This is a genomic window from Micromonospora kangleipakensis, assembly GCF_004217615.1.
Lineage (GTDB): Bacteria > Actinomycetota > Actinomycetes > Mycobacteriales > Micromonosporaceae > Micromonospora > Micromonospora kangleipakensis.
The window spans coordinates 5,136,160-5,156,361 of the sequence record NZ_SHLD01000001.1; the positions used below are offsets into that span (position 1 = coordinate 5,136,160).

General features: G+C 69.9%; 20 protein-coding genes and 1 pseudogene. 8 read left to right on the top strand and 13 right to left on the bottom strand.

Features of this window, described 5'->3' with window-relative positions:
• Window positions 1–285: 285 nt before the first annotated feature.
• Entirely contained in the window at window positions 286–1,707 is a 1,422-nt protein-coding gene (locus EV384_RS24680) for an MFS transporter (protein WP_130336917.1), read from the bottom strand.
• 355 nt (window positions 1,708–2,062) lie between these two features.
• Here EV384_RS24680 and EV384_RS36370 point away from each other — a divergent pair, with 355 nt between their 5' ends.
• Window positions 2,063–2,239, top strand: coding sequence for a heavy-metal-associated domain-containing protein (locus EV384_RS36370; protein ID WP_242624526.1), 177 nt, complete (start codon window positions 2,063–2,065; stop codon window positions 2,237–2,239).
• A gap of 87 nt (window positions 2,240–2,326) precedes the next feature.
• Window positions 2,327–2,632 (top strand): glutaredoxin family protein, encoded by a 306-nt coding sequence (locus EV384_RS24690; protein WP_130336921.1) that lies wholly within the window; start codon window positions 2,327–2,329, stop codon window positions 2,630–2,632.
• 40 nt (window positions 2,633–2,672) lie between these two features.
• Here the strand turns inward: EV384_RS24690 and EV384_RS24695 are convergent, their stop codons facing one another.
• Window positions 2,673–3,596, bottom strand: coding sequence for a M56 family metallopeptidase (locus tag EV384_RS24695; RefSeq protein ID WP_130336923.1), 924 nt, complete (start codon window positions 3,594–3,596; stop codon window positions 2,673–2,675).
• Window positions 3,593–3,955: a BlaI/MecI/CopY family transcriptional regulator gene (locus EV384_RS24700; RefSeq protein ID WP_130336925.1), complete on the bottom strand. Its 363-nt coding sequence runs from the start codon at window positions 3,953–3,955 to the stop codon at window positions 3,593–3,595. Before EV384_RS24700 ends, EV384_RS24695 begins: the two co-directional genes overlap by 4 nt.
• A 254-nt stretch (window positions 3,956–4,209) precedes the next feature.
• Between EV384_RS24700 and EV384_RS24705 the strand changes: the two genes are divergently transcribed.
• On the top strand, window positions 4,210–4,962 hold the full coding sequence (locus EV384_RS24705; protein ID WP_130336927.1) for a zinc metalloprotease: 753 nt from the start codon (window positions 4,210–4,212) through the stop codon (window positions 4,960–4,962).
• A gap of 192 nt (window positions 4,963–5,154) precedes the next feature.
• Here EV384_RS24705 and EV384_RS24710 read toward each other — a convergent pair whose 3' ends face one another.
• The 3 genes from EV384_RS24710 to EV384_RS24720 all read right to left on the bottom strand — a co-directional run bounded on the left by EV384_RS24710 (window position 5,155) and on the right by EV384_RS24720 (window position 6,854).
• Window positions 5,155–5,844, bottom strand: coding sequence for a DUF305 domain-containing protein (locus EV384_RS24710; protein ID WP_130336929.1), 690 nt, complete (start codon window positions 5,842–5,844; stop codon window positions 5,155–5,157).
• A gap of 75 nt (window positions 5,845–5,919) precedes the next feature.
• Window positions 5,920–6,339 carry a DUF6153 family protein gene (locus EV384_RS24715; protein ID WP_242624270.1) on the bottom strand — a complete coding sequence of 140 codons (420 nt, stop codon included), beginning with the start codon at window positions 6,337–6,339 and terminating at the stop codon, window positions 5,920–5,922.
• A complete protein-coding gene (locus tag EV384_RS24720) occupies window positions 6,336–6,854 on the bottom strand; it encodes a DUF2752 domain-containing protein (RefSeq protein WP_242624271.1) in 519 nt (172 codons plus the stop codon). Before EV384_RS24720 ends, EV384_RS24715 begins: the two co-directional genes overlap by 4 nt.
• A 138-nt stretch (window positions 6,855–6,992) precedes the next feature.
• Between EV384_RS24720 and EV384_RS24725 the strand changes: the two genes are divergently transcribed.
• The 3 genes from EV384_RS24725 to EV384_RS36375 all read left to right on the top strand — a co-directional run bounded on the left by EV384_RS24725 (window position 6,993) and on the right by EV384_RS36375 (window position 8,626).
• A complete protein-coding gene (locus EV384_RS24725) occupies window positions 6,993–7,868 on the top strand; it encodes a F510_1955 family glycosylhydrolase (RefSeq protein ID WP_130336933.1) in 876 nt (291 codons plus the stop codon).
• A 138-nt stretch (window positions 7,869–8,006) separates the two neighbouring features.
• The gene (locus EV384_RS24730) at window positions 8,007–8,447 is read left to right on the top strand and encodes an ATP-binding cassette domain-containing protein (RefSeq protein ID WP_242624272.1); all 441 of its coding nucleotides are present in this window, start codon (window positions 8,007–8,009) and stop codon (window positions 8,445–8,447) included.
• Window positions 8,447–8,626, top strand: a complete 180-nt coding sequence (locus EV384_RS36375; RefSeq protein WP_242624273.1) for a P-loop NTPase family protein — start codon at window positions 8,447–8,449, stop codon at window positions 8,624–8,626. Before EV384_RS24730 ends, EV384_RS36375 begins: the two co-directional genes overlap by 1 nt.
• A gap of 34 nt (window positions 8,627–8,660) precedes the next feature.
• Here the strand turns inward: EV384_RS36375 and EV384_RS35550 are convergent, their stop codons facing one another.
• A complete protein-coding gene (locus tag EV384_RS35550) occupies window positions 8,661–9,029 on the bottom strand; it encodes a hypothetical protein (protein WP_207232453.1) in 369 nt (122 codons plus the stop codon).
• Between the two features lie 107 nt (window positions 9,030–9,136).
• Between EV384_RS35550 and EV384_RS35555 the strand changes: the two genes are divergently transcribed.
• Window positions 9,137–9,931: a hypothetical protein gene (locus EV384_RS35555; protein WP_207232454.1), complete on the top strand. Its 795-nt coding sequence runs from the start codon at window positions 9,137–9,139 to the stop codon at window positions 9,929–9,931.
• A 115-nt stretch (window positions 9,932–10,046) separates the two neighbouring features.
• Here EV384_RS35555 and EV384_RS24740 read toward each other — a convergent pair whose 3' ends face one another.
• Window positions 10,047–12,221: a heavy metal translocating P-type ATPase gene (locus EV384_RS24740; RefSeq protein ID WP_165440068.1), complete on the bottom strand. Its 2,175-nt coding sequence runs from the start codon at window positions 12,219–12,221 to the stop codon at window positions 10,047–10,049.
• A 293-nt stretch (window positions 12,222–12,514) separates the two neighbouring features.
• Between EV384_RS24740 and EV384_RS24745 the strand changes: the two genes are divergently transcribed.
• Window positions 12,515–14,038: a multicopper oxidase family protein gene (locus EV384_RS24745; RefSeq protein WP_130336937.1), complete on the top strand. Its 1,524-nt coding sequence runs from the start codon at window positions 12,515–12,517 to the stop codon at window positions 14,036–14,038.
• Window positions 14,039–14,100: 62 nt separating this feature from the next.
• On the opposite strand, the gene EV384_RS24750 is transcribed toward EV384_RS24745, so the two are convergent.
• The 5 genes and pseudogenes from EV384_RS24750 to EV384_RS24770 form a co-directional block, all read right to left on the bottom strand.
• Complete coding sequence (locus EV384_RS24750) at window positions 14,101–15,102, bottom strand: C40 family peptidase (protein ID WP_130336939.1); 1,002 nt, start codon at window positions 15,100–15,102, stop codon at window positions 14,101–14,103.
• Between the two features lie 205 nt (window positions 15,103–15,307).
• Window positions 15,308–15,534 (bottom strand): annotated as a pseudogene (locus EV384_RS36380) (NADH-quinone oxidoreductase subunit N); the annotation flags it as partial.
• A 325-nt stretch (window positions 15,535–15,859) separates the two neighbouring features.
• Window positions 15,860–16,507 carry a C39 family peptidase gene (locus EV384_RS24760; RefSeq protein WP_130336943.1) on the bottom strand — a complete coding sequence of 216 codons (648 nt, stop codon included), beginning with the start codon at window positions 16,505–16,507 and terminating at the stop codon, window positions 15,860–15,862.
• A gap of 739 nt (window positions 16,508–17,246) precedes the next feature.
• Complete coding sequence (locus EV384_RS24765) at window positions 17,247–18,299, bottom strand: NlpC/P60 family protein (protein ID WP_130336945.1); 1,053 nt, start codon at window positions 18,297–18,299, stop codon at window positions 17,247–17,249.
• 472 nt (window positions 18,300–18,771) lie between these two features.
• Window positions 18,772–20,202 carry an NADH-quinone oxidoreductase subunit N gene (locus tag EV384_RS24770; RefSeq protein ID WP_207232455.1) on the bottom strand — a complete coding sequence of 477 codons (1,431 nt, stop codon included), beginning with the start codon at window positions 20,200–20,202 and terminating at the stop codon, window positions 18,772–18,774.

A 20,202-nucleotide genomic window follows, 5' to 3' on the forward strand; every position in this document is an offset into this window, starting at 1 on the left:
GGCGAATGCGCGTGAGACGACAGGACGCGTGAGCCCTGTCGTGGGCGTGGGGTGGCGGCTTCCGGAGCTGGCGGCTGGTGGGGCCTGGCGTCAAAAGCGACCAACACGGGTGGTGGGCCGGCGTGCGTCAAAGGCGCCTGCTCTGCTGATTTCCGGAAGGTCGGTCCGCACAACCCAATGGCTGGTTCAGCGTGTGGGCGCTCGTCGCAGGTCGGCGCCGGTAGATCAGCCAGGCTCGGACTGATCCACCGGCGTCCTGTGGGCGGTCGATAGGTTGCGTTCGGATTACCCGACGCTCACGGGTTCGGCGTGGTCCGCCGTCTGCCGCCTGGCTCGGCGCAGGGTGATCCCGGCGGTGACAGCGCCGGCGGCGGCGATGATTCCCGCGCCGACGAAGGCGGCGGAGTAGCCGTCGGTGAGGGCGGGCAGGTCGCCGAGCCGGTCGGCTCCGGCGGAGGAGGCGACCGCGGTCATCGCGGCCAGGCCGAGCGCGGAGCCCACCTGGTAGCTGGTGTTGACGATGCCGGATGCGAGGCCGCCCTCCTCGGGGCGGGCGCTGGAGATGGCCGTGCTGAGCGACGGGATGAACGCCAGGGACATGCCCAGCGCGGCGACCAGGGAGGCGGGCAGGACGTCGACGGTGAAGATGCCGTCGGGCCGGACCAGGGAGAGCCAGCCGAGGCCGATGGCGAGGATCGCGAGACCGGTGACCACCATGGGCTTCGGGCCGAACCGGGCGATGGCGCGCGGGGCGAGTGCGATCATGCCGATCATGATGAGGATCGTCATCGGCAGCAGCGCGGCGCCGCTCGGGAAGGCGCTGTAGCCGAGGACCTGCTGCAGGTAGAGGTTGAGGAAGAACCACATCGGGATCCAGGCCGCCCCGAGGAGCAGTTGGGCGACGTTGGCGGCGGCGAGGTTCGGGGCGCGGAAGATCGACAGGCGCATCAGCGGCTCGCGGCGGGCCGCCTGGATGGCGACGAACGCGGCCAGGGCGACGACGGCTCCGGCGAGAACCAGCCAGGTCTGCCCGGAGGCCCAGCCGACCTCGGGGGCGCGGACGACTCCATAGACGGCGGCACCGAGGCCGACGGTCACCGTCAAGGCGCCGAGAACGTCCAGGGAGCCACGGCGGGTACCCCCGGTGGGCATCAGGGCCGGGGTGGCCAGCAGCGCGAGGGCCGCGATGGGGACGTTGATGTAGAAGACCCAAGGCCAGCTGATGTACTCGGTGATGACGCCGCCGAGGAAGACACCGGCGGTGCCGCCGGCGGGTGCCGCCGCGCCGTACAGGGCAAGGGCCCGGGTGAGTTCCTTGGGTTCGGCGCCGAAGAGCATCATCAGCAGGGTGAGCGCCGACGGGGCGATCAGCGCCGCTCCGGCGCCTTGTACGGCGCGGGCGGCCAGTTCGACCGAGACGCTGTCGGCCAGGCCGGCGACGGCGGAGCCGATGAGCAGGATGAGCCAGCCGGCGGCGAACATGCGCCGAGCGCCGAGCAGGTCGGACAGCCGGCCGCCGAGCAGCAGCAGACCGCCGAACGCGACGACGTAGGCGTTGAAGACCCAGGACAGGTTCTCCGGTGAGAAGCCGAGGTCGGCCTGTATGCGTGGTAGTGCGACGCCGATGATCGAGGTGTCCATGATGACCATGAACTGGGCGAGGGCGATGAGTCCGAGGGCCCACCAGCGCTTCGAGCCGGATGACATCGTGATCACTCCTTTGTTACCCCTGGGGGGTATGGGTAGTGGCAACTGTGTACCCCCCACCCGTATGCGGTGTCAAGCGATCCCGCGCGTATCGCCCGATGGCTGAACGGGCCCGCCGAGCCCTTGAGGCAAATACCGGGGAGGGGTATCTTCAGGCTGCTGGCCGGCCGGGTGTCGGCCTGGCACTGCGCGGCCGTCCGTGACGCGCCGTGGAGGGGGAAACACCAGCGATCACGAGGAGATCCACATGTGCGGCAATGAATCGAGCTGCGGTTGCGGCACCGTCACCATTGACAGCACCCCTGCCGCCACCGACGCCCAGGCGGGAGTCCGGAGCACGTACGGGGTGTCGGGCATGACCTGCGGCGGCTGCGCCAAGACTGTCACCCGTCACGTCGCAGAGGTCGAGGGCGTGAGCGACGTACAGGCCGACGTGGCCGGCGGCACCATCACCGTCGTCAGCGCCAACCCGCTGGAGACCGCTGACGTCCGCGCGGCGGTGGAGCGGGCCGGCTACCACCTCGTCGGCTGACCTCCAGCGGCGCCGCATCCCCTGGCCACCGGGCGGTGTCCAGGGGATGCGGCATGCCGAACTGCCCTAGCGCTCAAGGAGAGTGAGATGAACGGAGACGACCGCCCGCACCACCGTGCGGCCGAACCCGAGCTGGTGGTGTACGGCACCGGCTGGTGCCCCGACGTTCGACGCAGCCGTGCCCTGCTCGACCAGGCCGGCATCGCGTACACCTATGTCAACCTCGACGAGGACGAGACCGCAACTGAACTGGTCCGGCAGCTGCAGCGGGGACAACGACGTGTTCCTACCCTGCTGTGGCCCGACGGCAGCTTCCTGGTCGAACCCACCGACGACCAGCTACGAGCCCACCTGGACACGGAGGACCACAACCCTGCCGACCTCCCTGGATGACGCACCAGCACGCCGCCACACCCGGATTCGGGCCTGACGCCTACAGGCAGGAGACAATGCCCGCAAGCAGGCCGACGCTCACAGGTGCGATCAAGGCGACCGAAGCGAGCACCGCGCGAGCAGCAAAATCTCGCCCGTGCAGACGGCGCGTTTGAAGTCGTTGCAGTCGGATTGCCACCTCCGCGCCCGCCATCGACAGAGCGGACGGCGGATGCGGCGCGCCAGCGAAGGTCAGCAGCGCATTTCGCACGGCCGCCTGGCCGCATTCGCGTACCGCAGCGGCGTCCGCACGCAGCTCGACGAGCAGACGGACGGCCGACGGCGCTTCCCGGGTCAACGGCAGCCAGGGCACGGCCGCCGCGAGCCCCTCCACGACGGCAACCAGGAGATGATGGCGCTCGCGCAGATGGGCCCGCTCATGGCTGAGCACCGCGGCGAGCTGCTCCGCCGGCAGGTCACGGGCGCAGCTGGCCAGCACCGTAACCCCACCGGATCCGCCGAGGCTGTAGGCCAACGGGGTCGGGTGCGGAATCCACAGCACCGCCGCCTCGCCGGGGTCGGGCGCCCCGCCTGCGAGCGTGAGCAGATCCGCGTGGGCCCGGCGAGCGCGGTGGGCGCTGCGTGCCCGGCGGGCACACGTCGCAGCGAACTTGGCGAGCACGGCGAGCATGATCAGCGCCCCCGCTGCCCCGACAACCTCGTCGAGGGCGGGCGGCCGGCTGGGCCGGGTCCAGTGCCAGCAGATGCGGGCGAGGTCGTGCAGTGCCCACTCGTGGGTGGCCCCCGGGGCGAGAAGCATGGCGATGGCGAGGCCGAAAGTGGCGATCACCGCGACGAGCAACCCGAGCCAGCCGAGCAACACCGCGACGGGGTCAGCCACGTGGCGAAAGCACAGTCGTAACGCGGCGGGCCCCCACCAGGCGACGGCGGCGGTGCCGGTGAAGAGGGCGAGCGCGAGGCTCACCCGCCGGACTCCCGCTCGTGAAGCACCTGCTTGAGAATGTGCAGTTCGCGGTCGGAAGCTGACCGTGCGAAGTGCAGGAGTACCAGATCGGGGTGGGTGCTGGTCTCGATCACCTGGCGCAGCGCGCGGGCGGTCATCTGCTCACGAGTGCCGGCCGGCCGGTAGCGGTACGCCTTGCCGTCCTTCTCCCGCACGGCCCAGCCCTTGCGGTGCAGGTTATCGAGCACCGTGAGAACAGTGGTGTAGGCCAGGGCACGGTCGGTGGTCAGCGCCTCAAGGACGTCTCTGACCAGCACGGGTTCGTCGGCGTGCCAGAGAACGTCCATGACGGTCGATTCGAGTTTGCCCAGCTCCGCCACGTGCTCCCCCTTCGTGCCCGTAAGCGTACGTGAGGCGACCCGCCGGGCCACCAGGACGTGCCGGGGCTGGTGGGCACAGGGGCCGGATACCTCAGGAGCGCCCGACCGGCTCGCGACGAACGTCGAAGGTGGTCCCTATTTGCAGAGGGCGAAAAGTTGCCTCCTGCAAGGTCCGGACACGCTCACATGAGACGTATCAAGTGATGCAGGTCAATGCCATACCCACCCCCAACGGCACTCCCAGAGGAGCTGGAATGCACAAGAAACTGCTGGCCGCCGCCGGCGCCGCCACCCTCGCCCTGCTGGCCTTCCCGTCGCCCGCCCACGCCAACCACAGCTGGGGCGGCTACCACTGGGCGCGCACCGCCAACCCGTTCACCCTGAAGCTGGGTGACAACGTCAGCTCCCAGTGGGACTCCGCACTGTCCGGCGCCTCCGCCGACTGGAGCAAGTCGACCGTCCTGAACACCACCGTCGTGGCCGGGCTGAGCAACCGGAACTGCAAGGCGACCGCCGGCCGGGTGGAGGTCTGCAACTCCACCTACGGCAACAACGGCTGGCTCGGCATCGCCTCGATCTCGGTCACCGGCGGCACCCACATCACCCAGGGCACCGTGAAGCTGAACGACACCTACTTCAACACCGCCCAGTACAACACGCCGGCGTGGCGCAACCTCGTCACCTGCCAGGAGGTCGGCCACACCTTTGGCCTGGACCACCAGGACGAGAACTTCAACAACGCCAACCTCGGCACCTGCATGGACTACACCAACGACCCCAGCACCAACCAGCACCCCAACCAGCACGACTACGACCAGCTGATCACCATCTACTCGCACGTCGACTCGACCAGCACGGTCGGCTCCTCGCCGGCCACCGCGTCAGTCGGCAACTCCCCCGAGTCCTGGGGCAGGTTGGTCAGCGGCTCGCGCGCCGACCGGCACTCCACCTACGTCCGGCACTTCGCCGACGGCACCATGGTCGTCACCCACGTGATCTGGGCCTGATCGTCGGGTCACCGCGGTGGAGGGGTCCGTCACCGGATCGCCGAGACACGCAGCGGCCCCTCGCCATGTGGCGAGGGGCCGCTGCGCGGGTGTGCTCAGGCCGAGTAGCCGCGCAAGGCGGACCAGTTGGCCAGGTGGCGGACATCCGGCCGGGCTCGACGTCCTCGTCGAGCCCGGCCGGGGAGACGCCGCTTACAGGCGGTCGAGGATCTTCTGCAGGGTCTGAACCTCCGCGGCCTGATCCGAGGCGATCTTGGCGGCGAGCGCCTTGGCCTCGGGGTTGCTGCCGTTGGCCTGCTCGGTCTTGGCCATCTCAATGGCGCCGTTGTGGTGGGCGATCATCATTTCCGTGAACTTCTTGTCGAACGCGGTGCCCTTGGCGGCGGCGAGGTCCGCCATCTCTTGCTCGGACATCATGCCCGGCATGTCCGAGTTCATGCCCGGCATGTCATGACTGGGCGAGGCCGACATCCCGGGCATGTTGTGCCCGGGCGCCGAACTCACGCCGGGCATGCTGTGGTTGCTGGGGATCTGTGTGGGCTTGCCCCACGCCGTCAGCCAGCCCTTCATAGTGGTGATCTCGGGATCCTGCGCTGCCTTGATCTTGGCAGCCAGGTCCTTCAGCTCCGGGTCGTTCGCCCGGGTCGGGGCCAGGTCGGCCATCTCGACCGCCTGCTGGTGGTGCGGGATCATCATCTGGGCGAACATCACGTCCGCGTCGTTGAAGGTGGCGTTGGCCGAGGACGAGGTGCTCGTCGACGGACTGCTGTTGCCGTGCTCCATGCCGGCCGTGTCGTCACCGCCGCCGCAGGCCGCGGTGACGAGCAGAGCGGACAGGGCGACGCCCGCGAGGGCGCTGCGGCGCAGGATGGTTTGCTTCATCAGGTACGTAGTCCTTGTCGCTAGGTTTCGGGAAAAGGAGTCGTCCGATCCGGGCAGTCCGGATTCGCGCGCTTCCTATGTCCGAAGGACCGACGCAGCGGTGAGATGTAGCCCGATCGGGCGGCGAGGCGGAGCTCGACGCCTGCCCGTCGCCCATGGCTGGGCGCCGGTCGGCATGGCGAGGTCCCACTGGCGCTGCCGCAGCGCCGACAGAGAGCTGAGAACCAGGACGCCGCCCAGCACCGCCAGGCACACGGTGATCGCGTGAAGGCCGTCGCTGTGGCCGTGCGAGCCGTCGTGGCCCTGCTCTGCAGCCGGCACAGTTTCGATCTTGTGGGCGGCAGTCGTCATGTACCCACCGCCGGAGGATCCGAGGTCTGGTGGGTGGCCGAAGGTGTGCATCCCGAACACGCCGAACGCCAGAGCGACGAGCAGCACCAGCCGCAGAAGCGTCTGCCTCCGCAGGCTCGGTTCGTTCACCATCGGGCTTTTCATGCCATACCTAGACTAGTTGGGTGCCAATGCCACCGAGAGGGGTCGGGATCGCACGCGCCTATCAGGGGGTCAGGTTCGGGATGTCGAACCACATGAACGGCGGCCACGGCAGATTGCGAAGGACCGTGCTGTAGAGCAGGAAGGCGACGCCGTAGGCCCAGTAGACGCGTGGGCGACAACCGTAGCGCGGGAAGCTCCCGCCCGAACCAGGCGATGCCGGCCCAGCGGACGCCCGCGTAGAGGAGGAAGGGGACGGCGACGAGGGCGGCCAGGTGGCGGCGAGCCGCGTCGACGAGATCGCCGTGCAGCATGTAGTAGAACATGCGCGTTCCGCCGCAGCCCGGGCCGTTGATCCCGGTAACCGCATGCCACAGGCACGGGCCGGTGGGATCAGCGACCCGGTCGGTCGGGTTGAAGCGAAGTACGAAAGCCGCCGCCGCGCCGATCGCGCCCGCCAACGCCAGGGTCGCCGCACGCTGTGCCGTGCGATGCAGGTCCACCGCCACCTGTCGCATCCCACCCCCTCCTGTGTCCAACAGCACGAGCGCCGAGATGGGCAGGAGCCATCTATCCCGACACGCGCCTACTAACCGCGCATAGTAGATGGCATACCATGGGCACCTGCCGAGAGGACCACGCACGAGGAGATCAGGATGCCTGGCAGGTCTGCCAACAGGAGGATCTGGGCGATCGGGCTGGTCGCCGTCCTTGTCCTGACCGCGGCCGTCCTGATCGGTAGCCGATGGCGCGATCGTGCGGGAACCGACCACCATGCCGCCACGACAACGGTGAGCCACGTGCACGGGTTGGCGGTCAACCCCGCCGACGGACAGCTCTACGTCGCGACCCACCACGGCGTCGTGCGCATGTCCCACAACCAGGCCTCACTGGTGGGCGACGCACGCCAGGACACCATGGGCTTCGCCGTCGTCGGCCCGAACACATTCCTCGCCTCGGGCCACCCCGCGCCGGGACAGCCCGGGCCCGCTCACCTCGGCCTCATCGAGAGCCGGGACGGCGGCGACAGCTGGCACTCCCTCCTACTGGCCGGGCACGCCGATTTCCACGTTCTGCGCACCACCGGCGCGATCACGTACGGCCTGGACTCCACCTCCGGGACGCTGATGGCCAGCAGCGACCGGACCACCTGGGACAGCCGCTCCCAGATCGACGCGTACGACCTCGCCGTTGACCCGAAGCGGGCGGACATCATCCTCGCGACCACCGAACGCGGCGTGCAGCGCTCGACCGACGGTGGCCGCACGTGGCAGCCATCCGGCGGACCGCCGGCGCTTCTCCTGCACTGGCAGGACGCCGAGCGCCTCTACGCCATCGGCGTGGACGGGCGGATCCTCCTGTCGTCCGACGGCGGTGACACCTGGTCGCCCACCGGCGGAACCGCGCCCGACGCCCCTGTTGCGTTCACCGTGCATGGGGATCAACTCTTCGTCGCGACCCGATCGGGTGACGTGCGGCGCAGCAGCGACTCAGGGGCCAGCTGGCACGCGCTGGAGACCTCCCTGTCGTAACGGCGGCACCCCTCCCCCATCGCCCCTAAGCTGAGGGCGGCACGAACGCTCACACCACCCCCGCGTTTACGGAGGTGACGTGTGACCGGCCGTGATGAAGACCCCGCGCTTCGCCGGCAGTCACCAGATGCGGCGTCCGTGCTGACGGCCCGCGGCCTGCGCAAGTCCTATCGTCGAGGACTGTTCCGGCGGCGTCAGCCCGTGCTGCGCGGGGTGGACCTCGACCTGCGCCCAGGCCAGGTAGTCGGGGTGATCGGCGAGAACGGCTCGGGCAAGAGCACTCTGATGAAGATTCTCGTCGGCGCGCTGCGCGCCGACGCGGGAACGGTCGCGCACCGCGGGCGGATCGGCTACTGCCCACAGAGCCCACAGCTGTATCCGCGGCTGACCTGCGATGAGCACTTCGACCTCTTCGGCCACGCCTACGGCATGGCCAAGGAGGAGACGGAGCAGTCGCTGCAGTCGCTGTACGACGAGCTGGGCTTCGACCGGTACGCCCACACCCGGGCCGAACGGCTCTCCGGCCGGACGCTTGCCAGCTCAACCTGGCGCTGGCCCTGCTGCCGGATCCCGAGCTGATGCTGCTCGATGAGCCGTACGCGAGCTTTGACTGGGACACGTACCAGAAGTTCTGGGACCTGGTGGACGAACGTCGGCGTGCCGGCCGTACCGCGCTGGTCATCAGCCACTTCGTGGTGGACGAGGAGCGGTTCGACCGGATCGTGGCCATCACGAACGGCCGGGCGGCGCCACGGTGAGCGTCCTGGCGTTCGTGCGGCGGTTCCTCGCCGACTACGCCCGCAACCCGGTCAACCTGCTGCTGCTCGTCGTCGTACCCGTGGTGTTCGTGGTGGTGGTGGCGGGGACATTGGCCGACGCGGCGCGGATCCTGGGTGGCCGCGGCGGCGCGGCGGTGGAGGACGCCACGGCCGCGTGGTCGGCGGCGTTTCTCGCCGGCATCGGCATGTACTTCCAGACTGCCGCGACCCGCGACACCGACCAGCGGGTGGTGCTCGCCGGGCTGCGGCCGGCGCGTATGGTCGCGGCCCGGCTCCTCACCGGGCTGACGCTGGCGGTGCTGGTCAGCGCGATCGCGTTGCTCACACTCGGGCTGCGGACCGGCGTCAACCGGCCGGGCCACGTGGTCGTCGGCATGCTCATGGCGGCGGTCATCTGCATCGGGATCGGCGCGGCTGTCGGAACGCTGGTACCCAACCCGGGGTGGGACGGCCCGCCGAGGGCATCGGCCGGGCGGGTGGTGGGCTCAGTTGGCGGGCGCCGCCCGGGCGGCGTGGCGGGACGGGTACCGCAATCCGGCGATGTGGGCGCTCTACGTCGCGGTCCCGGTGATCTTCATTCTGTTGGCCGACGCGATCACCCCGGAACAGCCGATCATGGTGACGGTGCGCGAGCACGGCCGGCGGCTGGCCGAGACGTACCCGATGCCAGAGGTGCACGGGGCGACGATGCCGATCGCGGTCGCCTCGCTGGCGGCGTTGGCCGGGCTGTTCACCGTGCTGGACAGCCGTGCCGGCGATCGCCGGGCGGCGCTGGCCGGGTTGCGTCCGGCGGCGTTACTGGCCGGCCGGCTCGGGGTGCTCGCCGCCGCGGCGTTGCTGGCCACGGCGGTGTCGCTGGCCACCACGGCGTCGGTCTTCGACGCGGTCCGCTGGCCGATGTACGCCGCGGGAAACGTCCGTGTGGCTGTCACGTACGCCCTGGTCGGCGCTCTCATCGCGCCGGTTTTCGGGCGGGTCGGCGGCGTCTTCATGGCTTTCCTGCTGCCATTTCTCGACCTCGGCATCAGTCAGAGCCCAATGCTGCGCGCGCAGCCGCCGACGTGGGCGAAGGCGTTGCCCGGCTACGGCGGCGTCAGGGTGCTGCTCGACGGCGCGCTGACGCGCGGGTTCGACGAACTCGGCGCACTGATCGTGGCTCTGGGGTGGCTGGTGGCGCTGTCCCTGGCCGTCACGGTGGCCTACCGATGGTCGGTGGCGCCACCGGGCCGCGCGTGGGCGGTGGCGCGGATTGCTGCGCCGCAGCCGGAGGGGGCCGTCCCGTAGGCGTCTCGGCCCGGATGGACACCGCCAGGTTGTCGGCCGGCGCGCGGCCGTCGGGACGGTACCGGCGACATCGGCCCGGCCGGCTGCGTGCCGGCCGGGCCAGGGTCCCAGCTGCTCAGCCGCGTCCGGGAGTAAGGCGTACCCGCCGGAGCAGCTGGGCGTTGAGCGCCACCACAATGGTGGAGGCGGACATCAGGACGGCGCCGACCGCCGGGCTGAGGGCGATGCCCGCCCAGGCCAGGGCTCCGGCCGCGACCGGGATCGCCACCACGTTGTAGCCGGCCGCCCACGCCAGGTTCTGCACCATCTTCCGGTACGACGCCCGGGACAGCCGGATCACGCCGGTAACCCCGCGCGGGTCCGAGGAGGCCAGGACCACGCCGGCGGACTCGATCGCCACGTCCGTGCCGGCCCCGATCGCGATGCCGACGTCGGCGCGGGCCAGAGCGGGCGCGTCGTTCACCCCGTCGCCGACCATTGCCACCGTCAGGCCCCGCGCCTGCAACGCGGCCACCGCGCGATCCTTGTCCGCAGGCAGGACCTCGGCGAACACCTCGTCCACGCCGGGCCGGAAGCCGAGGTCGGCGGCGACCGCCTCGGCGACAGGCCGGGCGTCGCCCGTGATCATCACGATCTTCTTCACGCCCTGCTCGCGCAGCTCGGCGATGGCCTGCCGGGCTTCCGGCCGCACCTCGTCCTCGAGCGCGAACGCGCCAATCGGCTCCGGTCGGCCGTCGGCCGGTAGCCGCACGAGATGCAGGACGGCGGCACCCCGGGCCGACCACCGGTCGCTGGCGGCCTCGAGGTCGGCGGGCACGGTAGCGTCGAGTTCCCTCAGCAGGGCGGGGCCGCCGACGGCGTACGACGTGCCGTCGACGACGGCCTGGACGCCACGTCCGGTCAGCGAGCGGAAGTCTCGGGCCTTCGCGGTCGGGCCACGGTCCCGGGCTGCCTTGGCCAGGGCCCGGGCGAGTGGGTGCTCGCTGTCTGTCTCGACCGCACCGGCGATCCGCAAAACCTCGTCGTCGGTGAGCCCGGCGGTGGCGGCGGTGGCGGTGACGGTGTGGGCGCCCTTGGTCAGGGTGCCGGTCTTGTCGAACAGCACCGCGTCCACGCCCCGCATGCGCTCCAGGGCCAGGCGGTCCTTGACCAGAAGGCCTGCCTTGGCCGACACCGCGGTCGAGAGTGCGATCACCAGCGGGATGGCCAGCCCCAGAGCGTGCGGGCACGCGATCACCAGGACGGTCACGGTGCGGACCACGGCTTCGTTGACGTCGCCGAGTGCCCACCAGGTGCCGAAGGTGATCAGTGCTGCGGCGGTGGCCAGGTAGAACAGCCAGGCGGCGAACCGGTCGGCGAGCACCTGCGCGCGGCCGGCGGACGCCTGCGCCTGGGCGACGAGGCGGCCGATGCCGGCCAGGGCGGTGTCCTCTCCGATGGCGTCGACGCGTACCCGCAGGGCGGAGTCGGTGGCCACGGTGCCGGCGACCACGCGGTCCCCGACGGCGCGTGGCACCGGACGGGACTCCCCCGTGATCATCGACTCGTCCAGTTCCGCGGAGCCGTCGACGATGCGGCCGTCGGCGGGGACCCGGCCGCCGGAGCGGACCAGCACGACGTCGCCGACCCGCAGATCACGCAGAGAGACCGGGTGCGGTCGGCCGGAGTCGTCGAGGCGTTCGGCGTCGTCGGGCAGCAGCGCGGCGAGGGCCGCCAGGGCTCCCTGGGCCTGGCCGATCGCTTTCATCTCCTGCCAGTGGCCGAGCAGCATGATGGTCACCAGCGCCGCCAGTTCCCACCAGAAGTCGAGGCTGAACGCGCCGAGGCTGGTCGCTAGGGAGGCTGCGTACGCGACGGTGATGGCCATCGAGATGAGCAGCATCATGCCGGGCGCCCGGTCGCGGACCTCGCGGACGCCGCCGACCAGGAACGGCCAGCCGCCGTAGACGAACACCAGGGATCCGAGGACAGGTCCGACCCAGGTCATGCCGGGGAAGTCGAGGGTGTAGCCGAACCAGTCCATGACCATGTGGCTGGTGGCCACGATCGGCACGGTCAGCGCCAGGCTCAGCCAGAACTTCCGCCGGAACTGCTCCGGGTCGTGCCCGGCGTGCTTGTCGTGCCCGCCGCCGTGGCCGGCATGCCCCCCGTGGTGGTGTTGGCCGTGCTCAGGGGATCGAGGCGCCGCCGAGTGCGTCTCGTGAGGCTGCGCGACCTGTGGCCCGTGGGAACGGTGCGAATGGTCGTGCGCGGTCGCGACGGCGGCGTGGCCGGTGTGGTGACGTGTCATGGGTTCTACCTCCGCCAACAACATATACCCCTAGGGGGTATGGCGCAAACGCGGAGTGCCCTATGAGTTAGCGCCTTCTGTTACTACTACCCCGCAGGGGTAGGACCTTCGGCCCAGGGAGCAGGGCCGATGGGCGCTGACGCCAGGGCGACGGCCGGGAGCAGTGTGGGGGTGCAGCCCCGAGAAAGGAGACCGGTGATGAGACGAACCCAAAGAAAGCGGCGGGACGTGGTGACCGGCCGGCGGCAAAGGTCACGCTGCAGGCAGGGTTCCTCGTAGGTGAAGGAGCAGCCATGTCCCCCACCCTCACCCGCCGGCGGCTGTTGGCTGGTATTGCCGGAACGGTCGGCCTCGCCGGTGCGGCCGGTGCCGCCGTCTGGGCGGGCGGGATGTTCGACCCGCAGCTCGTGGCGCCGGGCGGCGACCTGGTGGCGCGGACGGAGGCGGCCCGGCGGCGGGCCGGCGGCCGCACCGTGTCCGCGGCATTGAACCCCCGACCGGTCACCCTCGATCTTGGCGGCCGGCAGGTCCAGACCTGGGGATATCAGGAGTCCGCACCCGGGCCGTTGATTCGCGCGCGGGCCGGAGATGTGCTCCGGGTCGAGGTGACCAACGGTCTCGCCGCCGAGACGAGCGTGCACTGGCACGGTGTCGCGCTGCGCAACGACATGGACGGCGTGCCCGGGGTGACCCAACAGGCGATTGCCGCAGGCGGCAGGCACGCCTACGAGTTCACCGTCCCCGACCCGGGCACCTACTTCTACCACCCGCACTCCGGCGTTCAGCTCGACCGCGCGCTCTACGGGGTGCTCGTCGTCGACGACCCGCACGAGGCCGGCCGGTACGACCAGGAGTGGATCGTGGTGCTGGACGACTGGGTCGACGGCATTGGCCGCACGCCGGACGACGTGTTGGCATCGTTGCAGTCGATGGGCGGCCACGGGGACATGGCCGGCATGGATCACGGCAGCATGGGTGGCATGACCGGCATGTCGATGGGCGCCATGGAGACCATGACCTCACCCGTGCTGGGTGGTGCCGGTGACGTCGCCTACGCGCACTATCTGATCAACGGCAGGGCCCCAGCCGCCCCCGTGACGTTCACCGGTCGGCCGCGCCAGCGGGTGCGGATCCGCCTGGTCAACGCCGCTTCCGACACCGCATTCCGGATCGCCCTCGGCAGCCACCGCCTCACCGTCACCCACACCGACGGCTTCCCAGTCGCCCCGACGACCTGTGACGCCCTGGTGCTCGGCATGGGTGAACGGGCGGACGTCACCGTGGAACTGGGCGACGGCGTCTTTCCCCTGGTCGCGGTCGCAGAGGGCAAGGACGGCCAGGGCTTGGCCCTGGTCCGCACCAGTGCCGGAGCCACGCCGGGCGGGGCCGTCCACCCCCCGGAACTGGACCGTCGAGTGCTGCTCACCGGCGGGCTGAGGGCTGCCGATGCCGTCCGGCTGGAGCGCCGCCAGGCCGATCGTGTGCACCGGCTGGTGCTGGGCGGATCGATGATGCCCTACCAGTGGACCGTCAACGGCGCCACCTTCGACAAGCTCGATCCGCTGGTGGTCGGCCAGGGCGAGCGGGTCCGGTTGGAGTTCGTCAACGAGACGACGATGTTCCACCCCATGCACGTACACGGGCACACGTTCGCGGTCGCCGACACCGGAGTGCGGAAGGACACGGTGATTATCGTGCCGAAGCAGACAGTGGCGGTGGAGTTCGACGCGACCAACCCGGGTCAGTGGATGACCCACTGCCACAACATCTACCACGCGGAGGCTGGCATGATGATCAACTTGGCCTACCAGGCGTAATCGGGCCCTCTCTCCAGAGGTCACGGAGGCTCCCGGCGGGAGCCTCCGTCACAGGCTGGCGGTCAGGTCACTCGGCGGAAGCCGGCGATGGGCATGTAGTTGATGCTGAGAACATTGACCGGCTTGCCGGCCCGCGGCGCGTGCACCATCAGGCCGTTACCGAGGTAGAGCCCCATATGGTGCAGGTCGCTGTAGAAGAAGATCAGGTCGCCAGGCCGGGCGTCGGCCCGCGAAACCGGCCGCCCCTCGTTCCACTGCGCGCCGGTGAAGTGGGTGAGCGAGATGCCCGCAGCCTTGTAGGCGTACTGGGTGAGGCCGGAACAGTCGAAGGCGTCCGGACCATTGGCTCCCCAGACATAGGGATCGCCGACCTGTTGGCATGCGACGCGGATCGCCGTCTGGGCGGCGCTGCTGACCACGCCGGAGATGGTGGGGCAGCCCGTCACCTTCACCGTCGTCTTGGGCAGTGAGGCGGTCAGCCGCTTGATCTCGGCGTCGATCTGCTTCTTCTTCGCGGCCAGCTCGTCCCGCTGCTTGATCTCCGTGGCGATCAGCTCGTCCAGCTTCTGCTTCTGCGCGTTGTACCGGTCGCGGACAGCCAGCACACCGGCGATCTCCTGGCGCTGCTGCGCCGCGAGCCGGTCGAGGATCACCAGCTGCTCGGCGAGGGTCCCGGGCTTGGTGCCCACCAGCAGGGCGCCGATCTCCTGCGATGGGCCTCGCATGTAGTGACGGGCGGCGATAGCCCCCACCCGGTTCATCGCCAACGCGGACTGCAGCTCCAGCGGCGCCATCTTCTTCTGAAGGTCCGCCGACTTCTTCTGGTTGACCTTCAGCTGGGCCCGAATCTTGTTGTAGCCCTCGATGGTGGGCTCGAGCTGCTCCCACTGCTTGTCGATCTGCGCCTCGATCTCGTCCGCCGATGGCGCCGCGTGCGCCGGGGCCGCCAGCAACCCGGCGCCGACCGCGACGGCGGCCACCACGGTGAGCAGACGGTGTATCAACCGACGCGCACCGACCGACGGTGCGGGCGAGCGACACGGGACCTGATGGTGGAGGGGCATGGAAGCCACCAGCACGAACTCCTTCTACCGTGATGTGGAGCAGGGCGGACAGCGCCGTATGGCGCTCACCCCTGGCGAGGACCTTCCGCATTCTGCCCTACTATCTGCGGATAGTAGAAGAGGCGTGTCGTGGCAGGCGGAATCGACGCACCTCGGAGACGACGGCGAGGCAGATCTTGGTAACTGCCCCGCGCGGCTGTTCCTGCTACCGGCTCACCACGTGCCAGAGCGGCCCGGCGGCGAGACCGGCGGCGAGGCTGGGCAAGGCGGCGGACACCGCCACGCGCGCCGACCACCCGCGACGGCTCAGCTGGGACTCCACCACCGGCTTGCCGTCGGCGCGGCCGGCGTGATCCAGCGCAGGTAGTAGAAGAGGCTGAGGACGCTGTTGCCGAACACGACGACGGCGAGCCAGGCGTATCCCCCGTCCCACCACCCCGGGCGGCGCGAGGATCAGTTGGCCCGCGAAGGCCCGCCCCACCAACGAACGGTGGGGAGTCGCTCGCCCAACCGGCGAGGATCCACAACAGGCACCGGAAACCCGGTGAACGTTAGTGGACACCGCACTTGCCCTCCTGGAACCGCCATTGGCCCTTGAGATGTGGGGCACAGGGAGCAAACCCGAACCTGACAGCGGAGAACTGACTGTCGCGAACCCGGGCACCATCCTGACCCGCTGCCCGCACCCAAGCTCGCAAAGGCCGCCGGCCGGACCCGTTTCCGGGAACCCGGCCAGCGGCCGTGTCGCGAGTCGGCGTCAGCTGGAGTAGCCGCGCTCCGCGATCCAGTCGGCGAGCTTCTCGTCGTCGATCCAGTAGTGCTTCTCCGGGCCGTACGGGTCGGCGATCTCCATCGCGTCGCCACCGTCGCGGTACCCGACCACGGTCACGTAGTGCCCGCCCGGGAACGGATGCCGGTCGCCGTCGGTGTCGACCGCGGTGCCGAGGGTGTTGGCGACGACGCCGCGCTTAGCATCGACCGCCTCCACCACGTCCGTACGCAGCTTGTCGACCTGCTCGGGCTTCGCGGTGGCGCTCTTGATCTCGGTGGTTTCGTAGCCACCACCGGTCACCTCGTTGAGCACGCGGGTCGTGTCGTCGGCCGAGTTGGTGCCGGCCTCGGTGGTGCCCAGCTTCTGGGCGACCTCCTTCTGGCTCGGGTCCTTGCCCTGAGTGGAGAGGGCGATGCGGGTCGCGGCCGGGGCGCAGTAGTAGCCGTTCGGCTGTCTCTGGTAGTCATGCTCGAGCACCCGCTTGCCCTCGCCCGCAGGCTCCGGCGGCACCGCGACCGCCGGCCTGCTCTCGATTGGGGCGGCCTGGGCGGCAATCGCCGGACCGGCGACGCCGCCACCGGTGAGCATGAGACCAGCAACGGACACGAGACTCCTGCGGACAATCGATCTCATCGTGAAGCTCCCATCGGGGTTGGCGCCTCCAGGCGAATCGGAGGCGCAGCACCGCGGGACAAGGAAGACGCCCGCGGTACCTCGTTGGTGCCTCGGACACTCCCGGCTTCCGGACTCTCGACACGGCGCGCCGGGATCTCGCCCAACGGTTACCCGACGAAGGTCCGCGAAAACGCTGCCAACCTCCCCGCGTAGTGGGAGAATCGCGGGCCTTTGAACCTTGATCGTGTAACCCGTGGTTTCTGAGGGTGTGTCCGGCAGGCTGTCTCCTCACAGATGGTGGTGTGAGGTGGTCGCTGGTGGGCAGATGCCGGGAGTGTTGGTCCAGTAGGCGCCGATGGCCGCGGGTCAGGGACTGCAGCGAATGATCCGGACCGCGCATTGCCCGGCGACGCTGCGCCGGGCGATCGCGGTGCTGATGTCCGCCGACGGGCCAGCCGTCCAAGCGAACACTTCCGCCCATTCATCAGATGCTCGTCGAAGGCGCCGACTCATTGGATACGGGGGCTGGAAGACGCCCGGCCGGAAACTCCGGACGAGTGGGCGGCTCGATCAGCTCATCGCACCCTGACGACTCCCGTCAGGGTGGAGCCACCACCGGGGCTGTTCGGGCCACACCGTCGAGCCGGCGTGCCATCGAGTAGTGCACGGCGGCCGGCCGGTTGGGGCGTCGTCTGAACGACTATGCCCCAACCGCGCACAGGGAGGCGCCAGCGGGTACCCCTGGATGCTCGGCGGATCAGATCCGGCGGGAGGTGAGCCACCGGTCCGGCCAGTAGCCGACACCGTCCAGGAGGGGTGCGCCGGAGAGGTCGCCCATGGTGGGACCGTCGGTCTGTGACCGGCTGGAGATGAACCGGTGGTGCCCGCCGTCGTCGAGGCCGAGGTATATGCCCGAGTGGTCGATCTGGCGGTTGGGTACCGGCTGGGCGTTGAAGAACACCAGGTCGCCGGGGAGCAGCTTGTCGATTCCGCGGGCCCGCTGGCCGGAGTTGGGCATCAACTGGACGCCTGGGCCGAATTCGGCCATCGCGTACGCCCGCCGCGGAAGACCGTCACCCGGGCTGTTCGTGCCGAGCAGCGGATACCCGAGCCGGTGACCGTAGACCATCCGCAGGTAGCCGGAGCAGTCCAGGGCCAGCTCCCGCTCCGGCGAGGGCACTTCAATCTTGCCGTCGAGGAACGTCCACGGCGCTTGCAGGTAGTCGTAGAAGTCGGAGCGCTCCTGACGGCCATCGGGATCCAACGGGTCCGGCGGTCCGAACGAGGCGTCCCCCGAATACTGCCGCCCCTGGTTGTCCTTCTTCGCCGGGGCTCCGTGGGTGTATTCCAAGGCGATCGCCAACACGTCCGGCGAGCGGTCCTTGCGGGCCGCGGCGAGCCAGTCGACGAACCATCTCTCCTGTTCCGCGCCCGCACGCCACTCCTGCGGTGCGATCCGAACCCACATATTGCTCTCCACCTTCGCATCAGTGAAGCGCGGCTCCTCGAACGTCCGCGCCGGGCCGTAGATGTGCCCGGTCCGCGCGCCGTCGGTCATGACCGCGACCGGCTCCCCGGAGGAGTCGATGATCTCCGTACGATCCGGCTCCTTCGACCGCTGGTAGGTGTAGCCCGAGGCACCGTGTGCCGGGCCGCCCTCCGCCTTCGCCCCGCCCAGGGTCACCTCCGGTTGGTCCGCCGGCGACGGTCGTGCCACCACATAGGTGATCCCGCTTGCAGCGACCACCACGGCGAACAGCGCGATCGTGAGCAGCAAGTTCGGTCTGCGGAGGTACCTCCGGTACTCCATGCCCCCTTCTCCCTTCTCCACTCGGTCCCGGCAATCGGTCAGGTCAGCGGGTACGCAGCTGGCGACGACCCCCGTGGCGACACCGAACGTGATTGCGGGCAACTCCCGGGGTGAGGGAACTCCCCACGGCGATGACACCCAGCCCTGCGGCAGACCTTCCGTCAGACCCGCTTCGTGGACGCATGAGGCGGTATGACTCGATCATCGAACTCGGCGGGGTGAGGAAGCCTCACTCTCCCGAGGTGAACCCGAGCCATGCGCCGATCTTCCGCAGAGCCGTTTCCCCTCTAGGGCCGTATGAGCGGAGGCAGATGATGGTTGGTGATCTATGCGCCGGCGAGGCAGGTCGACGGGCTCATACGGCCCTCTCCGCCCACACCGAGGCAGGTGCTACCCGTAAGAGCCCGTTGGACGCGTTCCGTGTCGGCTCCGCCTGAAAACCGACGGCTCTGACCGGACTGACCGCGCACGTCTACGGCCCAGTCACGAGGGCCCAGAGGGGACCGGCGGCGACACCCAACGCGAGACTGACCGCGGCGGCGGTCACCGCAAGTCGCGGTGACCACGGCCGCACCTGCTCGTCTCCGGACGGTCCACGGGCACCGCCGTCCGGATTTCCAGGGTTGGGCTGGCGGTAGGTCGGGACGATCCAGCGCAGGTAGTAGAAGAGGCTGAGCACGCTGTTGGCGAACACGACTACGGCGAGCCAGGCGTATCCGCCGTCCCAGGCCGCCGTCGCGGTGGTGAGCTTGCCGACGAACACCGCGGCCGGTGGGGTGCCGACCAGGCCGAGCAGCGCGACCAACAGGGCCGCGGCGAGCCAGGGCCGCTCCGCGGCCACGCCGCGGTAGTCGGTGAGGTCGCGGCGCTCGGGCAGGGCGGCGCTGACCGCGAACGCGGCGATGTTGGTCGCGGTGTAGCCGGTGAGATACACGAGCAGCGACGGCAGGGCGAGGTCGCTGCGGCCGGCCGCCACGATCGGTACGAGCAGGAAGCCGACCTGGCTGACCGTCGACCAGCCGAGGAGCCGCCGGGGGTCGGACTGCCAGTACGCGGCGAGGTTGCCCAGCGTCATGCTCGCCACCGCGAGCGCCGCCACCAGCAGCGGCCACGACGACGGGGGAAGCACGGTGGCGAGCCGGTAGACCGCGACCAACGCGCCGATCTTGGGCACGGTGGTGAGGAACGTCGCGGCCGTGGCGGTTGCTGCCTGGGCCGCGTCGGGGACCCAGAAGTGGGCGGGCACTCCGCCGGCTTTGAACATCAGGCCACCGATCACGGCGACCGCTGCGACGGTCACCGCCGCCTTCGGCGCGCCGGCGAGCCGGTCGGCGAGTTCGGCGTAGCCGGTGGTGCCGGTGAGTCCGGACAGGATGGTCACCCCGAGCAGAAGCAGAATGCCGAACAGTGCCCCCATCAGGTACGTCTTCATGGCCGCCTCCGCCCCTGCGCCGGTGTGCGCGAGACCGATCAGCGCGTACAGCGGGATGCTGGCGAGCAGGAACCCGACGGCGAGGGCGAGCAGGTCGTTCGCGCCGGCCAGCAGCACGGTGCCGGCGGTGGAGAACAGCAGCAGGGCATAGGTCTCGCTCTCCCGCGCGCTGCCGGCGATCTCGTCGGCGGCGATCGCCAGGATGAGCAGGGTGCCGGACGCCGCGAGGATGCGGGCGATGCCGGTGGCCGTGTCGACGGCGAACGAGTCGTCGAAGGCACTTGTCGCCGGGCTGCGGATCTGGATCGCGGCCGCGACGATCGTGGCGACGAGCACGATGGCGGTGAAGATCCGGATGATCCACTGCCGGTGGCGGGGGACGAAGGAACCGCCGATCAGCGCGGCGAGCGCGCCGCCAGCGAGCAGCATCTCGGGCAGGAGCAGCAGCGGCCGCATCATCTCCGTCTCCAC